The 16,902-nt window shown below is 70.8% G+C and carries 14 protein-coding genes and 1 riboswitch; of the genes, 9 read left to right on the top strand and 5 right to left on the bottom strand.

Annotated features, from left to right (window positions below):
* Window position 1: 1 nt before the first annotated feature.
* Complete coding sequence (locus tag ACFVKT_RS26655; protein WP_385735670.1) at window positions 2-2,461, bottom strand: DNA topoisomerase (ATP-hydrolyzing) subunit A; 2,460 nt, start codon at window positions 2,459-2,461, stop codon at window positions 2-4.
* 331 nt (window positions 2,462-2,792) lie between these two features.
* On the opposite strand from ACFVKT_RS26655, the gene ACFVKT_RS26650 reads away from it, so the two are divergent.
* The 4 genes from ACFVKT_RS26650 to ACFVKT_RS26635 all read left to right on the top strand — a co-directional run bounded on the left by ACFVKT_RS26650 (window position 2,793) and on the right by ACFVKT_RS26635 (window position 7,556).
* Window positions 2,793-4,148, top strand: coding sequence for a M16 family metallopeptidase (locus tag ACFVKT_RS26650; protein WP_385735717.1), 1,356 nt, complete (start codon window positions 2,793-2,795; stop codon window positions 4,146-4,148).
* Entirely contained in the window at window positions 4,145-5,533 is a 1,389-nt protein-coding gene (locus ACFVKT_RS26645; RefSeq protein WP_385735668.1) for a M16 family metallopeptidase, read from the top strand. The genes ACFVKT_RS26650 and ACFVKT_RS26645 overlap by 4 nt, the downstream gene beginning before the upstream one ends.
* A gap of 203 nt (window positions 5,534-5,736) precedes the next feature.
* Window positions 5,737-5,897, top strand: a riboswitch (cyclic di-AMP (ydaO/yuaA leader).
* A 12-nt stretch (window positions 5,898-5,909) separates the two neighbouring features.
* Window positions 5,910-6,662, top strand: a complete 753-nt coding sequence (locus tag ACFVKT_RS26640; protein ID WP_385735666.1) for a M23 family metallopeptidase — start codon at window positions 5,910-5,912, stop codon at window positions 6,660-6,662.
* A 198-nt stretch (window positions 6,663-6,860) separates the two neighbouring features.
* A complete protein-coding gene (locus ACFVKT_RS26635) occupies window positions 6,861-7,556 on the top strand; it encodes a GntR family transcriptional regulator (RefSeq protein ID WP_385735664.1) in 696 nt (231 codons plus the stop codon).
* A 39-nt stretch (window positions 7,557-7,595) separates the two neighbouring features.
* Here the strand turns inward: ACFVKT_RS26635 and ACFVKT_RS26630 are convergent, their stop codons facing one another.
* Together ACFVKT_RS26630 and ACFVKT_RS26625 are read right to left on the bottom strand one after the other, a co-directional pair.
* Window positions 7,596-7,820 (bottom strand): hypothetical protein, encoded by a 225-nt coding sequence (locus tag ACFVKT_RS26630; protein ID WP_385735662.1) that lies wholly within the window; start codon window positions 7,818-7,820, stop codon window positions 7,596-7,598.
* A 28-nt stretch (window positions 7,821-7,848) separates the two neighbouring features.
* Window positions 7,849-8,130 carry an HPr family phosphocarrier protein gene (locus ACFVKT_RS26625; RefSeq protein ID WP_385735660.1) on the bottom strand — a complete coding sequence of 94 codons (282 nt, stop codon included), beginning with the start codon at window positions 8,128-8,130 and terminating at the stop codon, window positions 7,849-7,851.
* Between the two features lie 231 nt (window positions 8,131-8,361).
* On the opposite strand from ACFVKT_RS26625, the gene ACFVKT_RS26620 reads away from it, so the two are divergent.
* The 4 genes from ACFVKT_RS26620 (at window position 8,362) to ACFVKT_RS26605 (ending at window position 13,729) form a co-directional block, all read left to right on the top strand.
* Window positions 8,362-11,178: a GNAT family N-acetyltransferase gene (locus ACFVKT_RS26620; RefSeq protein WP_385735658.1), complete on the top strand. Its 2,817-nt coding sequence runs from the start codon at window positions 8,362-8,364 to the stop codon at window positions 11,176-11,178.
* Window positions 11,179-11,256: 78 nt separating this feature from the next.
* A complete protein-coding gene (locus tag ACFVKT_RS26615; RefSeq protein WP_385735715.1) occupies window positions 11,257-11,853 on the top strand; it encodes a DUF5998 family protein in 597 nt (198 codons plus the stop codon).
* Window positions 11,853-13,040 (top strand): alkaline phosphatase family protein, encoded by a 1,188-nt coding sequence (locus ACFVKT_RS26610; RefSeq protein ID WP_385735656.1) that lies wholly within the window; start codon window positions 11,853-11,855, stop codon window positions 13,038-13,040. The genes ACFVKT_RS26615 and ACFVKT_RS26610 overlap by 1 nt, the downstream gene beginning before the upstream one ends.
* 41 nt (window positions 13,041-13,081) lie before the next feature.
* On the top strand, window positions 13,082-13,729 hold the full coding sequence (locus tag ACFVKT_RS26605; RefSeq protein ID WP_385735654.1) for a thymidine kinase: 648 nt from the start codon (window positions 13,082-13,084) through the stop codon (window positions 13,727-13,729).
* Window positions 13,730-13,757: 28 nt separating this feature from the next.
* Here the strand turns inward: ACFVKT_RS26605 and ACFVKT_RS26600 are convergent, their stop codons facing one another.
* Entirely contained in the window at window positions 13,758-14,561 is an 804-nt protein-coding gene (locus tag ACFVKT_RS26600; RefSeq protein ID WP_385735652.1) for a VOC family protein, read from the bottom strand.
* Between the two features lie 324 nt (window positions 14,562-14,885).
* Between ACFVKT_RS26600 and ACFVKT_RS26595 the strand changes: the two genes are divergently transcribed.
* Complete coding sequence (locus ACFVKT_RS26595; RefSeq protein WP_385735713.1) at window positions 14,886-15,713, top strand: sulfurtransferase; 828 nt, start codon at window positions 14,886-14,888, stop codon at window positions 15,711-15,713.
* A 73-nt stretch (window positions 15,714-15,786) separates the two neighbouring features.
* Here ACFVKT_RS26595 and sepH read toward each other — a convergent pair whose 3' ends face one another.
* Entirely contained in the window at window positions 15,787-16,839 is a 1,053-nt protein-coding gene (gene sepH / locus ACFVKT_RS26590; protein ID WP_385735650.1) for a septation protein SepH, read from the bottom strand.
* Between the last annotated feature and the right edge of the window lie 63 nt (window positions 16,840-16,902).

Below are 16,902 nucleotides of genomic sequence, written 5' to 3'. Positions count from 1 at the left end.
CCTACACCGGTCCCGCCACCACTCCCACCGTCTTCGCCAGCGACACACCCGAGCCGTCGCGGCGCGGGTCCATCTCCGGAAGCTCGGCCGGTGTGCCGTTCTTCTGAGCGGCCCGCGCCGGCGCAGGGCCCGCCCAGGCGAGCGAGAGGCAGTCCTCGCCCTTCAGGAACCGCTGGCAGCGCACGCCGCCCGTGGCCCGGCCCTTGCGCGGGTACTGGTCGAAGGGGGTCAGCTTGGCCGTCGTCTGGACGGAGTCGTCCAGGGTGCCGCGGGAGCCGGCGACCGTGAAGACCACCGCGTCCACCGCCGGGTCGACCACCGTGAAGGAGATCACCTTCGCACCGTCGACGAGCTTGATGCCCGCCATGCCGCCCGCCGCCCGGCCCTGCGGGCGGACCTGCGAGGCTTGGTAGCGCAGCAACTGGGCGTCGTCCGTGATGAAGACCAGGTCCTCCTCGCCGGTGCGCAGCTCGGCCGCGCCGACGATCCGGTCGCCGTCCCTGAGCGTGATGACCTCCAACTCGTCCTTGTTCGTGGGGTAGTCGGGGACCACGCGCTTCACCACGCCCTGCTCCGTGCCGATCGCCAGACCGGGCGACGACTCGTCGAGCGTCGTCAGGCAGATCACCGTCTCGTCCGCCTCCAGGGAGGACAGGAACTCCGAGATCGGGGCGCCTCCGGAGAGGTTTGGCGCGGACGCCGTCCCCGGGAGCTGCGGGAGGTCGATCACGTTCAGTCGCAGCAGCCGGCCGGAGGAGATGACCGCGCCGATCTCACCGCGGGCCGTGGCGGGCACCGCGGAGACGATCAGGTCGTGCTTGGCGCGCTTGTCCTCCTCGGCCTCTCCGAAGGGGTCTCCATTTGCCGTACGGGCGAGCAGGCCCGTGGAGGACAGCAGGACCCGGCACGGGTCGTCCGCCACCTGGAGCGGGACCGTGGCGGCGGTGGCGCCCGCGGACTCCAGCAGCACCGTGCGCCGGTCGGTGCCGAACTTCTTGGCCACCGCGGCCAGTTCGGTGGAGACCAGCTTGCGCAGCTCCGTGTCCGAATCCAGGATGCCGGTCAGCTCGTCGATCTCGCCGTTGAGCCGGTCGCGCTCCGACTCCAGCTCGATGCGGTCGAACCGGGTCAGCCGGCGCAGCGGCGTGTCCAGGATGTACTGCGTCTGGATCTCGCTGAGCGAGAAGCGCTCGATCAGACGCTCCTTCGCCTGCGCCGAGTTGTCGCTGGAGCGGATGAGGCGGATGACCTCGTCGATGTCGATCAGGGCGACGAGGAGGCCCTCGACCAGGTGCAGCCGGTCGCGCTTCTTGGTGCGGCGGAACTCGCTGCGGCGGCGTACGACGTCGAAGCGGTGGTCGAGGTAGACCTCGAGGAGCTCCTTGAGACCCAGGGTGAGGGGCTGGCCGTCCACCAGAGCAACGTTGTTGATACCGAAGGACTCCTCCATCGGCGTCAGCTTGTAGAGCTGCTCCAGGACCGCCTCCGGCACGAAGCCGTTCTTGACCTCGATGACCAGACGCAGACCGTGCATGCGGTCCGTGAGGTCCTTCACATCGGCGATGCCCTGCAGCTTCTTCGCGCCGACCAGGTCCTTGATCTTGGCGATCACCTTCTCCGGGCCGACGGTGAAGGGCAGTTCGGTGACGACGAGGCCCTTGCGCCGGGCTGTCACGTCCTCCACCGACACCGTGGCGCGGATCTTGAAGGTGCCGCGGCCGTTCTCGTACGCGTCCCTGATGCCGGTGAGGCCGACGATCCGGCCGCCGGTGGGCAGGTCGGGGCCCGGGACGTACTTCATCAGCGTGTCCAGGTCGGCGCCCGGGTGCCGGATCAGGTGGCGGGCGGCCGCGATGACCTCGCCGAGGTTGTGCGGCGGCATGTTCGTGGCCATGCCGACGGCGATCCCCGACGCGCCGTTGACCAGGAGGTTCGGGTACGCCGCCGGGAGGACGCCCGGCTCCTGCTCCTGGCCGTCGTAGTTCGGCGAGAAGTCGACCGTGTCCTCTTCGATGGACTCGGTCATGAGTGACGTGGCGTCGGCCATCCGGCACTCGGTGTAACGCATGGCGGCCGGTGGGTCGTCGTTGCCGAGCGAACCGAAGTTGCCGTGGCCGTCGACCAGCGGCAGGCGCATGGAGAAGGGCTGCGCCAGGCGCACCAGCGCGTCGTAGATCGACGCGTCGCCGTGCGGGTGGAGCTTACCCATGACTTCGCCGACGACGCGGGCGCACTTCACATAGCCGCGGTCGGGGCGAAGGCCCATCTCGTTCATCTGGTAGACGATGCGACGGTGCACCGGCTTGAGGCCGTCGCGGGCGTCCGGCAGGGCTCGGGAATAGATGACCGAGTACGCGTACTCGAGGAAGGAGCCCTGCATCTCGTCGACGACGTCGATGTCGAGGATGCGCTCCTCGAAGTCGTCGGGCGGTGGCGGGGTCTTCGTGCTGCGGCGGGCCATCGCTGCTGCGGCTCCTTCACAGTCTCTGCCGGGGCATGAACGGGTTCTGACGCGCACCATTGTGGACCGCCCCACTGACAACGCGGACCACGACCCGTCTGTTGAGGGTCTTTGCGGGGCGCTCAGAGGGGCCGGTGCTGCACCCGAGCCGGGCTCCGGGCGTACCAGGACGGTACGCGTCCGCCCCTCTCCTCATACGAGATCCGTACGCCGATTCTCGCTCTCGGCGTACGAGGTGCGGGAACTTCGCCAGCTGTCCGCGCGCTTGCATACAGTGGCAGGACCGACAGGAAATCCGTAGTTTTCCGCGATCGAAGGGACGTACATGCCCATGGGTCACACGGCCACAGCTGAGGCAGGCTCCGGCGGGCTGTCAGCGACCGAGCACCGCCTGGCCAACGGCCTGCGCGTGGTGCTCTCCGAGGACCACCTGACCCCGGTCGCCGCGGTGTGCCTCTGGTACGACGTCGGCTCACGCCACGAGGTCAAGGGGCGTACGGGCCTCGCCCACCTCTTCGAGCACCTGATGTTCCAGGGCTCGGGCCAGGTGAAGGGCAACGGCCACTTCGAACTGGTCCAGGGAGCCGGTGGTTCGCTGAACGGAACCACCAGCTTCGAGCGCACCAATTATTTCGAGACCATGCCCACCCACCAGCTGGAGCTCGCCCTCTGGCTGGAGGCCGACCGCATGGGCTCGCTGCTCGCCGCGCTCGACGAGGAGTCCATGGAGAACCAGCGGGACGTCGTCAAGAACGAGCGGCGCCAGCGTTACGACAACGTCCCCTACGGGACCGCGTTCGAGAGGCTGACCGCGCTCGCGTATCCCGAGGGCCACCCGTACCACCACACGCCGATCGGGTCGATGGCCGACCTGGACGCGGCCACCCTGGAGGACGCCCGCGCGTTCTTCCGCACCTACTACGCGCCCAACAACGCGGTGCTGTCGGTCGTCGGGGACATCGACCCCGAGCAGACCCTCGCCTGGATCGAGAAGTACTTCGGCTCGATCGCCGGGCACGACGGCAAGCCCGCGCCGCGTGACGGCGCGCTGCCCGACACCATCGGCGAGGAGCTGCGCGAGGTCCTCGAGGAGGAGGTCCCCTCACGCGCGCTGATGGCCGCCTACCGGCTCCCGGAGGACGGCACGCGCGCGAGTGACGCGGCCGACCTGGCGCTCACCGTCCTCGGCGGCGGCGAGTCGTCCCGGCTCTACAACCGGCTCGTACGCCGCGACCGCACCGCCGTCGCGGCCGGGTTCGGCCTGCTGCGGCTCGCCGGAGCGCCCTCCCTGGGATGGCTCGACGTGAAGACCTCCGGCGATGTGGAGATCCCCGTCATCGAGGCAGCCGTGGACGAGGAGCTCGCCCGGTTCGCCGAGGAGGGCCCCACGGACGAGGAAATGGAGCGCGCCCAGGCCCAGTTGGAGCGCGAGTGGCTGGACCGGCTCGGCACGGTCGCAGGCCGCGCCGACGAACTGTGCCGGTACGCCGTCCTGTTCGGCGACCCGCAGCTCGCCCTGACCGCCGTACAGCGCGTCCTCGACATCACCGCCGAGGAGGTCCAGGAGGTCGCCAAGTCCCGCCTGCGCCCCGACAACCGCGCGGTGCTCGTCTACGAACCGATCGCCGCCGAAGACGCCGAAAACGCTGAAGCCGCTGAAGACACCGACGAGGAGGCGGCGAAGTGACCGAGCTCGCCACCATGGAGTTCCACCCCCAGCCGCAGGCCGGCGAGGCCAGGCCGTGGGCCTTTCCCGCACCCGACCGGGGCATCCTCGGCAACGGCCTGACCGTGCTGCGCAGCCACCGCCCCGGCCAGCAGGTCGTCGCCGTGGAGGTGCTGCTCGCAGCACCCCTGGACGCCGAGCCCACGGGCCTCGACGGTATCGCCACGATCATGGCGCGGGCCTTCTCCGAGGGCACCGACAAGCTCTCCGCCGAGGAGTTCGCCGCCGAGCTGGAGCGCTGCGGTGCCACGCTCGACGCGTACGCCGACCACCCCGGCGTACGCCTGTCGCTCGAAGTCCCCGTGTCGCGCCTCCCCAAGGCCCTTGATCTGCTCGCCGACGCCCTGAGGGCACCGGCGTTCGCGGACAGCGAGGTCGAGCGGCTGGTGCGCAACCGTCTGGACGAGATCCCGCACGAGACCGCCAACCCGTCCCGTCGTGCGGCGAAAGAGCTCTCCAAGGAGCTGTTCCCGGCCACATCGCGCATGTCGCGCCCGCGCCAGGGCACCGAGGAGACGGTCACGGCGATCGACGCGGCGGCCGTACGCGCCTTCTACGAAAAGCACGTACGCCCCGCCACGGCCACCGCGGTGATCGTCGGCGACCTCACCGGAGTCGACCTCGACGCGCTGCTCGCCGACACGCTCGGCGCCTGGACCGGCTCGTCCGCCGAGCCGCTGCCCGTGCCGCCGGTGACCGCCGACGACAGCGGCCGGGTCGTCATCGTGGACCGCCCCGGCGCCGTGCAGACGCAGCTGCTCATCGGCCGGGTCGGCGCCGACCGGCACGACCGAGTGTGGCCCGCCCAGGTGCTCGGTACGTACTGCCTCGGCGGCACCCTCACCTCGCGCCTGGACCGCGTCCTGCGCGAGGAAAAGGGTTACACCTACGGTGTGCGGGCGTTCGGCCAGGTATTGCGCTCAGCCCCGGACGGCACCGGCATCTCGATGCTCGCCATCAGCGGCTCGGTGGACACCCCGAACACCGGCCCGGCGCTCGACGACCTCTGGAAGGTGCTGCGGACCCTCGCCGCGGAGGGCCTGACGGACGCCGAGCGCGATGTCGCCGTACAGAACCTGGTGGGCGTGGCGCCCCTCAAGTTCGAGACGGCGGCGGCCGTCGCGGGCACGCTGGCCGACCAGGTCGAGCAGCACCTGCCGGACGACTACCAGGCGACGCTGTACCGGCAACTCGCCGCGACCGGCACGGTGGAAGCCACCGCAGCCGCCGTGAGCGCCTTCCCCGTGGACCGGCTGGTGACCGTCCTGGTGGGCGACGCCGCGCAGATCGAGGAGCCCGTCAAGGCTCTCGGAATCGGTGAAGTGAGCGTCGTTCCGGCGGAGTAGGGACGGAGTAGGACAGCAGCTCCCCTGGGGGCCCAGGAGACCACGGAGTCTCCTGGGCCCCCATTTGTCCGTATTGATAGAGAGGTTGCCTGTCTGCCCTGTGGCATGCGCTACAAAAGGCGTGATCCGTTTGTCGATTGAAAGATGTCCCGTTTAGCGTCGGTCCGGCTGTTCGTCAGGCAGTGCGCCGCGCCCGCGGCACCGGACAGCCATCGCTTAGTCCCCGTACGGCGTGAGCCAGGGGAGCCGGGGACCCACACGTAGTCCCTGGGGTGAATCGGACGCCCTCCCCGGAGGTGGTCCGTAGGAGACCTTCCTGCTCCGAACCCGTCAGCTAACCCGGTAGGCGAGAAGGAAGGAAAGGATCAGCTCCTCCATGGCGTTCACCTGTGGCACAGGCAAGCATCGTCGCCCGGGCCGCGTGAAGCGCACGACCACGAACGCCCTCGGCGTCGCGGCGCTCACCACGACCGGTGTCCTCGGCACCCTGGCCGCCCCGGCGCTCGCCGCGGACAACTCCGTCGAGCAGACCGGCCTCACCCAGGCCGTCGAGATCGGTGACTCGATCGCCGACCAGATCGACGCGCAGGCCGCCGCCCAGCAGCAGGCCGCCGACGCGGCCGCCGCGCAGAAGAAGGCCGAAGCGGCCGCCGAAAAGAAGGCCAAGGAGGAGCGCGAGGCCAAGGAGCGCGCCGCCCGCGAGGCCGAGCGCAAGCGCCTCAACACCTTCGTCGCGCCGATCACCGGCTCGTACATCTCCACCGGCTACCAGGCCGGCGGCAGCCTCTGGTCGTCCGGCAGTCACACCGGCGTCGACTTCCACGCCGCGTCCGGGACCTCCGTCCACGCGGTCGGCTCGGGCACGGTCGTCACGGCCGGCTGGGGCGGTGCGTACGGCAACCAGATCGTCCTCAGGATGAACGACGGGACCTACACGATGTACGGCCACCTGTCGTCCATCGGAGTCTCCGTGGGCCAGACGGTCACCCCAGGTCAGCAGATAGGTCTCTCGGGGGCCACCGGCAACACCACCGGACCGCACCTCCACTTCGAGGCCCGCACGACCGCCGAGTACGGCTCGGACATCGATCCCGTCGCATATCTCCGCTCGCACGGCGTGAACGTCTGATCACTCGCGTACGTACTTCACAGGGTCCCGGCTCGACAGAGTCGGGGCCCTGTCGTTTCGAACCGTTTCGAACGACCTACTGTCCAAAAAATATCCATGGATTCCGGTCCCCCGTCGGAAATTCCGAGTCTCTGCAATAGAGTCACTGAACAAGCGCCAATCGACGGCGTTTCACGGGGATTAAAGCGGAGGTCCGGTATGCGTGTTCCTGCGCACTCGGTATGCACAGCGATCCGCGACGACATCGTCGCGGGTGTCTACGAGCGTGGCAGCCGGCTCACCGAGGAACTGCTGGCGCGCCGCTACGGCGTCTCGCGCGTCCCCGTCCGCGAGGCCCTGCGCACCCTGGAGGCCGAGGGCTTCGTGGTCACCCGGCGGCACGCGGGCGCGTGCGTCGCGGAGCCGACCGAACAGGAGGCCGCGGACCTCCTGGAGATGCGCATGCTCCTGGAGCCGCTGGGCGCCGCGCGGGCCGCGCAGCGCCGCACCGAGGCGCACCTCAAGGTGCTCCGAGGCCTGGTCAGGCTGGGTCAGGAGCGGGCCAGGAGGGGCAACAGCGAGGACCTGCGCTCGCTGGGCGGCTGGTTCCACGAGACCCTCGCGCAGGCCTCCGGCAGCCCCGCGCTGACCTCCACGCTGTCGCAGCTCCGGCACAAGATCGCCTGGATGTACGCGGTAGAGGCGCCGGCCAACCCGGCGGAGTCCTGGGCGGAGCACGGCGGGATCGTGGACGCCGTCGCGCGCGGCGACAGCGAGCGGGCGCGGGCGATCACAGCCCTGCACACCGAACGCGCGACGGCCGCACACCGCCTCCGCTTTCCCGGCGGAGCCGACCGCCCGGACCGTGTGAGGACTTCGCAACATCCCGTAAACATGACGGGCCTGCGGCATTAACATGAGCGCCGTATACAAAGAGGAGTAATTCGCGGGAGATTATTTATGCTGCCCGCACAAGGGAAATGCGAAGGGCCCACCCGATAATTCGGGCGGGCCCTTGCCGGTGTTTTGGAGCGATGAAAAGCGCCTTCGAAGCGAAGGTGCCGCCACCGAGGCGATGGCCGCCGTCATCGAGGCGATGGCCGCCGTCGTCGAGACGACGGTCACCGTCATCGAGGCGACGGTCACCGCCATCGTCATCGAAGCAATGGTCACCGCCATCGAAGCGATGAGGCACCACCGCTCACCCTCAGACGGTCTCGGGAAGCTCCTCGAGCCCCTCGGAGACCAGCTTGGCCAGCCGGTCGAGTGCGGCGTCCGCACCCTCGGCGTCGGAGGCGAGGACGATCTCCTCGCCGCCCTGGGCACCCAGGCCGAGGACCGCGAGCATGGAGGCCGCGTTGGCCGGGTTCCCGTCCGCCTTGGCGATCGTCACGGGGACTCCGGAGGCCGTGACGGCCCGGACGAAGATGGAGGCGGGGCGGGCGTGGAGACCCTCGGCCCAGCCGACGTTGACGCGGCGCTCAGCCATGTGATGCAGCCCTTCAGATGTCTCAGGTTGTCTAGCAGATGTCTCAGGTTGTCTAGACCACGTTGTCTAGACCAGTGTCCCATATGGTGAAGCGTGCCGGGAGCGGGTCAGAGGGTGACAAAACCCTTGCTCCCGTCCCCGGCCCGGCGCCGGATCCCGGCCTGGATCCGGCTTCGGTTCCCCCAAGACTGCCTCGCGCCGTTGTCGTACGCGAGCCGTACTCTGGGGCGCATGCAGACCTCGTCGGACCGGCACGAGTACCCCTCCCACTGGGAGGCGGACGTGGTGCTGCGCGACGGCGGAACCGCACGCATCAGACCCATCACCGTCGACGACGCCGACCGCCTGGTCAGCTTCTACGAGCAGGTCTCCGACGAGTCGAAGTACTACCGCTTCTTCGCGCCGTATCCGCGTCTGTCCGCGAAGGACGTCCGCCGCTTCACCCACCACGACTTCGTGGACCGGGTGGGACTCGCGGCCACGGTGGGCGGCGATTTCATCGCCACCGTACGCTACGACCGCATCAACGCCGACGGACGTCCCGCCTCCGCTCCCGCCGACGAGGCCGAGGTCGCCTTCCTCGTCCAGGACGCCCACCAGGGGCGCGGCGTCGCCTCCGCCCTCCTCGAACACATCGCGGCAGTGGCCCGCGAGCGGGACATCCGCCGGTTCGCCGCGGAGGTGCTCCCGGCCAACAACAAGATGATCAAGGTGTTCACGGACGCCGGGTACCAGCAGAAGCGGCACTTCGAAGACGGCGTCGTACGCCTGGAGTTCGACCTCGAACCCACCGACCGGTCGCTCGCCGTGCAGCGCGCGCGGGAGCAGCGCGCCGAGGCCAGGTCCGTGCACCGGCTGCTCGCGCCCGGCTCGGTCGCCGTCGTCGGCGCCGGCCGCACGCCCGGTGGCGTGGGCCGCAGCGTCCTCACGAACCTCCGCGAGGCGGGCTTCACGGGACGGCTGTACGCCGTGAACAGGGCGGTGCAGGAAGGCGAGATCGACGGCGTGCCCGCCTACCGCTCCGTCGTCGACATCACCGGGCCCGTCGACCTCGCGGTCGTCGCCGTGCCCGCGCCCTACGTCCCCGAGGTCGTCGCGGAGTGCGGTGAGCACGGCGTGCAGGGGCTCGTGGTCGTGTCCGCCGGGTACGCCGAGAGTGGCCCCGAAGGGCGCGAGCGCCAGCGCGAACTCGTCCGCCAGGCCCGCACGTACGGGATGCGCATCATCGGCCCGAACGCTTTCGGGGTCATCAACACGTCCCCCGAGGTGCGGCTCAACGCCTCGCTCGCGCCGGAGATGCCGCGCCCCGGACGGATAGGCCTGTTCGCCCAGTCGGGCGCGATCGGGATCGCCCTGCTGTCCCGGCTGCACCGGCGCGGCGGCGGCGTCACCGGCACCACCGGCGTCTCGACCTTCATCTCGTCCGGCAACAGGGCGGACGTGTCCGGCAACGACGTACTCCAGTACTGGTACGACGATCCGGACACCGACGTCGCCCTGATGTACCTCGAATCCATCGGCAACCCGCGCAAGTTCACCCGGCTCGCCCGGCGGACCGCGGCCGCGAAACCGCTGGTCGTGGTGCAGGGTGCCCGGCACGCCGCCGCTCCGCAGGGGCATGCCGTACGGGCCACTCGGTTGCCGCACGCCACCGTGTCCGCGCTCCTTGGGCAGGCCGGGGTGATCCTGGTGGACACGATCACCGAGCTGGTCGACGCGGGCCTTCTGCTGGCACGCCAGCCGCTCCCCACCGGGCCCCGGGTGGCGATCCTCGGGAACTCGGAGTCGCTCGGGTTGCTCACGTACGACGCCTGCCTGGCCGAAGGTCTTCAGCCCTCGCCGCCGCTGGATCTCACGACGGCGGCGTCGGCGGACGACTTCCGGCGGGCGCTGGCGAAGGCGCTCGCCGATGACGGCTGCGACGCCGTCGTCGTGACCGCCATCCCGGCGGTGGGGGAGACCTCCGCCCAGGACGCGGCGCTGGCCGAGGCCCTGCGAGCCGCATCGGCCTCGGCTCCGGCCAAGCCGGTGCTCGTGGTGCACGTCGAGCTCGGGGGGCTGGCCGAGGCCCTGTCCGCCGCCGCCGGCACCGCACCCCAGGCAGCCCCGACCGCTCCGGGCGGTAGCGATGACCCCGCGGAACACCTGCCCAGCGATGCGGAAGCGACCGGCGAAGCCCGCCTCATCCCCGCCTACCCGGCCGCCGAGCGTGCCGTCCGGGCCCTCGCCGAGGCCGTGAAGTACGCCCAGTGGCGGCAGGACGCCGCCGAACCGGGCAGGGTCCCGGAGTACGAGGACATCGACGAGAAGGGCGCAGCCCAGCAGATCCCCGTCCTCCTCACACGAGAGGAGGACGGGGAGGGACTGACCCTCGGTACTGAGGAGACGCGGGAGCTGCTCGGCCGGTACGGCATCGACGTGCACCCCGTTCTGCCGGCTCCGACACCGGACGACGCGGCGCGCGCCGCGAGGGACCTCGGCTACCCGGTGGTCCTCAAGACCACCGCCCCGCATCTGCGGCACCGCGCCGACCTGGGCGGCGTGCGGCTCGACCTGGCGGACGAGGAGCAACTGCGGCGGGCGTACGCGGAGTTGACCGAGCTCTTCGGGAAGCCGGCGGAGCTGCGCCCGGTCGTGCAGGCCATGGCGCCCCGCGGGGTCGACACGGTGGTATCGGCCGTCATCGACCCGGCGGCCGGAGCGGTGCTCTCGTTCGGGCTCTCCGGGGCCGCCTCGGAGCTGCTCGGGGACACCGCGCACCGGCTGATCCCGGTCACCGACCGGGACGCGACCTCGCTGGTCAGATCGATCCGGACGGCGCCGCTCCTCTTCGGCTGGCGCGGCTCCGCCCCGGTCGACACGGCGGCCCTCGAAGGCTTGATGCTGCGCGTCTCGCGCCTCGTCGACGATCACCCGGAGGTCGTCGCGGTGTCCCTGGAACCCGTGGTGGTCGCCCAGCACGGCCTGAGCGCGCTCGGCGCCTCCGTACGGCTGCACCGCGCTCCCGTCCGTGACGACCTCGGCCCGCGGACGCTCCCCGCCTACTGATCTCCTTCCCGGTGGGACATGGATCTCCGCCGGGAAGACCCCGCGAGCGGTGCCTCGCAGTCAGTGGGCGCCCGTAAGATGGACATCATGGCCAAGACCAGTACGTCGACCCAGGGGCTGCGAGCGGCGATCGAGCGCAGCGGCTACTACCCGGCCCTCGTGGCCGAGGCGGTGGAGGCCGCGATCGGCGGCGACACCATCCGGTCGTACCTGGTTCATCAGGAGACGACGTTCGACGCCAACGAAGTGCGTCGGCACGTCACGGTGCTCGTCCTCACGGGCAACCGTTTCATCGTGAGCCACACCGACGAGCAGGCCGAGGACACCACCTCACCGACGCCGTACGCCACCACGTCGACGGAGTCCGTGAAGCTCGGCCGTATCTCCTCGGTCGTCGTCAGCCGGGTCGTCGCCAACCCCGAGTCGTACGCGCCGGGCACGCTGCCCCGCGAGGTCGTCCTCACCATCGGCTGGGGCGCGGTCTCCCGTATCGACCTGGAGCCCGCCGCCTGCGGCGACCCCAACTGCGAAGCGGACCACGGATACACGGGCAACTCGACGGCGGACGACCTGAGCCTGCGTGTCAGCGAGGCCGGGGACGGCCCGGAGACCGTGCGCCAGGCCCTCGTCTTCGCGCAGGCCCTCTCCGAGGCGACCGCGGACATCACGCGCTGATGGTCCTGCCCGCCTGGGACCACCCGGAACCTCTCGCCCTCGACACCGCACCCGTCCCCGAGTACGGCGCGGGCTCGCTCGCCGACCTGCTGCCCACGCTCGCCGCAGGCATGGCCGTGCCCGGCATGACAGCCGCCATACCGGAACTGACCGGAGCCGACCGGAACTGCGTCTTCCTGATCGACGGCCTCGGCTGGGAGCAGCTGAAGGCGCACCCGGACGAGGCCCCCTTCATGACGTCACTCCTGGCGTCCTCACGAGGTGGCACCGGCCGCCCGATCACCGCGGGCTACCCGGCCACCACCGCGACCTCACTCGCCTCCGTCGGCACCGGCCTGCCGCCCGGCGCGCACGGCCTGCCCGGCTACACCGCGCGCAATCCGAAGACCGGCGAGCTGATGAACCAGCTCCGCTGGCAGCCGTGGACGGACCCGCGCGCCTGGCAGCCGTACCCCACGGTCTTCCAACTGGCAGACAAGGCCGGCGTGCACACCGCCCAGGTCTCCTCGCCCGCCTTCCAGAACACCCCACTGACGAAGATCGCCCTCAGTGGCGGAACGTTCCACGGCCGGCTGACCGGCGAGGAGCGTATGGACGTCGCCGCCGCACAACTCGCCGCGGGCGACCGCTCCCTGGTCTACACGTACTACGCCGAGGTGGACGGCAAGGGCCACCGCTTCGGCGTCGACTCCGACCCCTGGCGCGGCCAGCTCATGTACGTCGACCGCCTGGTCCAGCGGCTCGCGGAGCAACTGCCGCCGCGCACGGCCCTGTACGTCACCGCCGACCACGGCATGATCGACATCCCCTTCGACGAGCAGCACCGCATCGACTTCGACGAGGACTGGGAGCTGCGCGCCGGAGTCGCCCTCCTCGGCGGCGAGGGCCGCGCCCGGCATGTGTACGCCGTCCGGGGCGCCGAGTCGGACGTCCTGACCTGCTGGCGCGAGGTGCTCGGCGAGCAGTTCTGGGTGGCCTCGCGGGACGAGGCGATCGCGGCGGGCTGGTTCGGCCCGCACATCGACGAGCGGGTGTACGCCCGGATCGGCGACGTGGTCGCCGCGGCCCGGGACGACGTCCTGATCACCGCGTCCGAGCGGGAGCCGAAGGAGTCGGTGATGGTCGGCAACCACGGCTCGATGACCCCGGCGGAGCAGCACGTACCGCTTCTGCAAGTCCGCTCCTGACCCGCTCCTCCTTCCTCTCGCCGAAAGGTGCTCAACTCGCCATGCCCGAGCTGGTGTTCTTCTCCGGAACGATGGACTGCGGGAAGTCCACGCTGGCTCTCCAGATCGAGCACAACCGTTCGGCGAGGGGTCTGCAGGGCATGATCTTCACGCGCGACGACCGCGCGGGCGAGGGCAAGCTCTCCTCACGCCTCGGGCTGGTCACGGACGCGGTGGAGGTGGCGGACGAGCAGGACCTGTACGGGTACCTCGTCGACCACCTCTCCCGGGGCGGCCGCGCGGACTACGTGATCGCGGACGAGGCCCAGTTCCTGGCCCCCGCGCAGATCGACCAACTGGCCCGCGTGGTGGACGACCTGGGCGTCGACGTCTTCGCCTTCGGCATCACCACCGACTTCCGCTCCAAGCTCTTCCCCGGTTCCCAGCGCCTGGTCGAGCTGGCCGACCGGGTCGAGGTCCTTCAGGTCGAGGCCCTGTGCTGGTGCGGCGCGCGCGCCACGCACAACGCCCGCACCATAGGCGGCGAGATGGTCGTCGAGGGCGCCCAGGTGGTCGTCGGCGACGTCAACCAGGCCGAGGACATCGGCTACGAGGTGCTGTGCCGCCGGCACCACCGCCGCCGTATGACGGCCGCCACGGCTCACGCGGGCGCCCTGTCACCGGACGTGCTGCCGATCACCTCGGCCTGACCTCAGGTTCCCTCAGCCGGTCAGCCCGTCAATGGACGCTGTGGATCACGGAGAACATCGCGCCCTCCGGATCCGCCACCGTCGCCACGCGCCCGTACGGCGAGTCGTGGGCGGCCTTGAGGACGTGCCCGCCGAGGTCCGTGACACGGGTGACGGTGTCGTCCACGTCCGCTGCCTCGAAGTACGTCATCCAGTGCGGGCCGCGGTCACGGGGCAGGCCATGGCCGACGCCGTGGATGCCGGCCACCGGACGGCCGTCGATGTGCAGGGTCACGTAGTCGAAGTCGGCCGAGACGACCGGCTCCAGCTCGTAACCGAAGACCCCTTGGTAGAACTTGACGACGCTCTCGGTGTCGCGGGTCACCAGCTCGTTCCACGCGGGCGTGCCCGGTACGCCGGTGATGCCCGTGCCCAGGTGGGCGGCCGTCTGCCAGATCCCGAAGACGGCGCCTGTCGGGTCGGAGGCGATCGCCATGCGGCCGGCCTCACCGGCGTCCAGAGGGCCGACCCCGACGGTGCCGCCGCTGAGTCGTACCGTCTCGGCGGTCAGATCGACGTCGTCCGAGGCGAGATAGGGCGTCCAGGCGATGGGCAGATGCCGGTCGGGCGGCAGCTGCCCGATGCCCGCCACCTCCTCGCCGTGCAGCAGGGCGCGTACGTACGGGCCGAGCTGGTGCGGGCCCGGCTGGAACTCCCAGCCGAACAGCGCTCCGTAGAAGTCCTGGGTCGTGGCCATCCCGTGCACCATCAGGCTCACCCAGCAGGGTGTGCCGGGCGTGTGCGGAGCGTCCGTTGCGCCGTTCAGGCCGGCCGACCCCCGTGCCTCGGTCATCGTCACTCTCTTCTCGGCCCCTCGCGGTGGCCGGTCACCTTCCGCCTACCCGCACGCGTACCGCAATCGCGTACCCATAAGCCCCGTGCCGATGTTCGCACCACCGGTAGCACCCTGCGTCCCGGCCGCGCCGTCGTGCGGCGGCCTACCAGCGGAGGATGCCCGATGTGCAGTTTCCCGTCCGTTTCCGCACCATTGCGACACGGTGTCCATCGGCTGTACAGCATGTGCCCGATCCCATACGCCTCGTGATCGGACCTGCCCGGCGGAGCACAGTAGCCCGACATGGACGACGCGGCCACCCCGTACGCAAGGATGGTCGCCATGAACGCCATCATCTCCGCGCCCGACCTGGCGAGCGACCTGGCCGGACCGAACCCGCCCGTCGTCCTTGATGTCCGCTGGCAGCTCGCTGGCCCGAGTCTGCGCTCCGAGTACGAGAAGGCGCACATTCCAGGCGCTGTTTTTGTCGATTTGGATGCCGAACTTGCAGGTCCGGCGGGGGTCGGCGGCCGTCATCCGCTGCCCGATCCCGAAGTCTTCGGCGCGGCGATGCGTGCCGCCGGGGTCTCGGCGGACCGCGATGTCGTTGTGTACGACGGCGGGCTCGGCTGGGGCGCCGCGCGCGCCTGGTGGCTGCTCGGCTATACGGGTCACCCTTCGGTGCGCGTGCTTGACGGCGGACTCGCCGCCTGGAGCGGGCCGGTGTCCTCGGAGGTCCCGGCGCCCGCCCCCGGGGACTTCGTGCCGGCGCCCGGTGCCCGGCCGCTGCTGGACGCGGACGGGGCGGCGGCGCTCGCCCGCACCGGACTGCTGCTCGACGCCAGGGCCGGTGAGCGCTACCGGGGCGAGGTCGAACCGATCGACCCGGTGGGCGGGCACATCCCCGGCGCCGTCTCCGCGCCGACCACCGAGAACGTCACGGAGGACGGACGGTTCCGGCCCGCCGCTGAACTCGCCGACCGCTTCAAGTCCTTTGGCGCGAGCGGTACTCCGGAGGTCGGCGTCTACTGCGGTTCGGGCGTCTCCGGCGCCCACGAGGTGCTGGCACTCGCCGTCGCGGGCATCCCGGCCGCCCTGTATGCGGGGTCCTGGTCGGAGTGGACACAGGACGGGAGCCGGCCGGTCGCGGTGGGACCCGACCCGCAGTGACAGCGGTGGGGCCCGCGTCAGTTCGGCGCGGGCCCCACCGTCGTACGACTGATCAGTCCTCGTTCCGTTCTCGTCAGTCCTTGTTCTTCCGGCGCGTCCCGAACACGATCTCGTCCCAGCTCGGGACCGCCGCGCGGCGGCCCGGGCGGACGCCGTCGGCCTCGGCCTGGCGGTCGGTGGAGCCGACGAGACGGTCGCGGTGGCTGCCGACCGAGCGGGGCATGAGGACGTCCGCGTAGGCGGAACCGGCACCGGCGGAGGCCGCGGGGGCCGGGGGCTCCTCGGCTTCGGGCTCCGGGGCGGGTTCCTCCGTGTCGGGCCGCTCCGTGGTGGCGGGCCGCTCGGGCACCACCATGTCGCCCCGGAAGCTCGGCACCGCCTCCAGGAGGCTGGTGAGCGAGTCCCGCTCGGACTCCTCGACCGGCTCCGGGGACGGCGCGGGCTGGCCCGGCCGCTCCGACTGCCGCTCCAGGGCACGGTCCATCGGGCGGTCCCGGGGCAGCCGTGCGATGCGCGGCACGAACGGGAAGCTCGGCTCGGCGGCCGTCGACAGGTCGTCGGACTCACCGATCAGCGAGCGCGCCTCGTCGTCGACGGCCTGGACGAGCCGCCGCGGCGGGTCGTACGTCCAGCTCGCCGAATGCGGCTCACCCGCGACCCGGTAGACCAGCAGCACTTCCCAGGTGCCGTCGTCACGACGCCACGAGTCCCACTGGGCGGTGTCCTTCTCGGCGCCGCGCAGTGTCAGCCGCTCCTGCACGGCTTCGCCGAGCTGGGGTCCGGCGTTCTCGCCGGGGCGGCGGACAGGGGTCTTCCTCGCGCGCTCGGCCATGAAGGCGCGCTCGGCGAGGACGGGCCCCTCGAAGCGGCGCACACGGTCGACGGGGATTCCGGCGAGCTGTGCGACCTCCTCCGCGGAGGCGCCGGCACGTATACGTGCCTGGATGTCTCGGGGGCGGAGATGGCTCTCCACCTCGATCTCGATCTGGCCGAGGCGGGGACGGTCGCCGCGTACAGCGGCGCGCAGACGCTCGTCAATCGGAAGCGTGTACTCCGTGCTGTCCGCAGCCTTCAGCACCAGCCGTGTGCCGTCGTTAGAGACGGCCACGACACGCAGTTCCGGCATGAGGACCTCCCGGGTGGTGCCTGCCGACGTCACGTGCGTCGCTGCTTCCGCTAGTCGAGTGTG

The sequence above is a fragment of the Streptomyces sp. NPDC127595 genome, from assembly GCF_042671685.1.
Taxonomy (GTDB): domain Bacteria; phylum Actinomycetota; class Actinomycetes; order Streptomycetales; family Streptomycetaceae; genus Streptomyces.
The sequence above is the reverse complement of the archived record's forward strand: the minus strand, read 5'-3'. Positions and strand labels throughout refer to the sequence as shown.

Bases quoted from the DNA above. Each gene is read 5' to 3' on its own strand.
- ACFVKT_RS26655 (WP_385735670.1), bottom strand. From the start codon at position 2,461: ATGGCCCGCCGCAGCACGAAGACCCCGCCACCGCCCGACGACTTCGAG.
- ACFVKT_RS26650 (WP_385735717.1), top strand. From the start codon at position 2,793: ATGGGTCACACGGCCACAGCTGAGGCAGGCTCCGGCGGGCTGTCAGCG.
- ACFVKT_RS26640 (WP_385735666.1), top strand. From the start codon at position 5,910: ATGGCGTTCACCTGTGGCACAGGCAAGCATCGTCGCCCGGGCCGCGTG.
- ACFVKT_RS26635 (WP_385735664.1), top strand. From the start codon at position 6,861: ATGCGTGTTCCTGCGCACTCGGTATGCACAGCGATCCGCGACGACATC.
- ACFVKT_RS26630 (WP_385735662.1), bottom strand. From the start codon at position 7,820: ATGGCGGTGACCATTGCTTCGATGACGATGGCGGTGACCGTCGCCTCG.
- ACFVKT_RS26625 (WP_385735660.1), bottom strand. From the start codon at position 8,130: ATGGCTGAGCGCCGCGTCAACGTCGGCTGGGCCGAGGGTCTCCACGCC.
- ACFVKT_RS26620 (WP_385735658.1), top strand. From the start codon at position 8,362: ATGCAGACCTCGTCGGACCGGCACGAGTACCCCTCCCACTGGGAGGCG.
- ACFVKT_RS26615 (WP_385735715.1), top strand. From the start codon at position 11,257: ATGGACATCATGGCCAAGACCAGTACGTCGACCCAGGGGCTGCGAGCG.
- ACFVKT_RS26610 (WP_385735656.1), top strand. From the start codon at position 11,853: ATGGTCCTGCCCGCCTGGGACCACCCGGAACCTCTCGCCCTCGACACC.
- ACFVKT_RS26605 (WP_385735654.1), top strand. From the start codon at position 13,082: ATGCCCGAGCTGGTGTTCTTCTCCGGAACGATGGACTGCGGGAAGTCC.
- ACFVKT_RS26600 (WP_385735652.1), bottom strand. From the start codon at position 14,561: ATGACCGAGGCACGGGGGTCGGCCGGCCTGAACGGCGCAACGGACGCT.
- ACFVKT_RS26595 (WP_385735713.1), top strand. From the start codon at position 14,886: ATGAACGCCATCATCTCCGCGCCCGACCTGGCGAGCGACCTGGCCGGA.
- sepH (WP_385735650.1), bottom strand. From the start codon at position 16,839: ATGCCGGAACTGCGTGTCGTGGCCGTCTCTAACGACGGCACACGGCTG.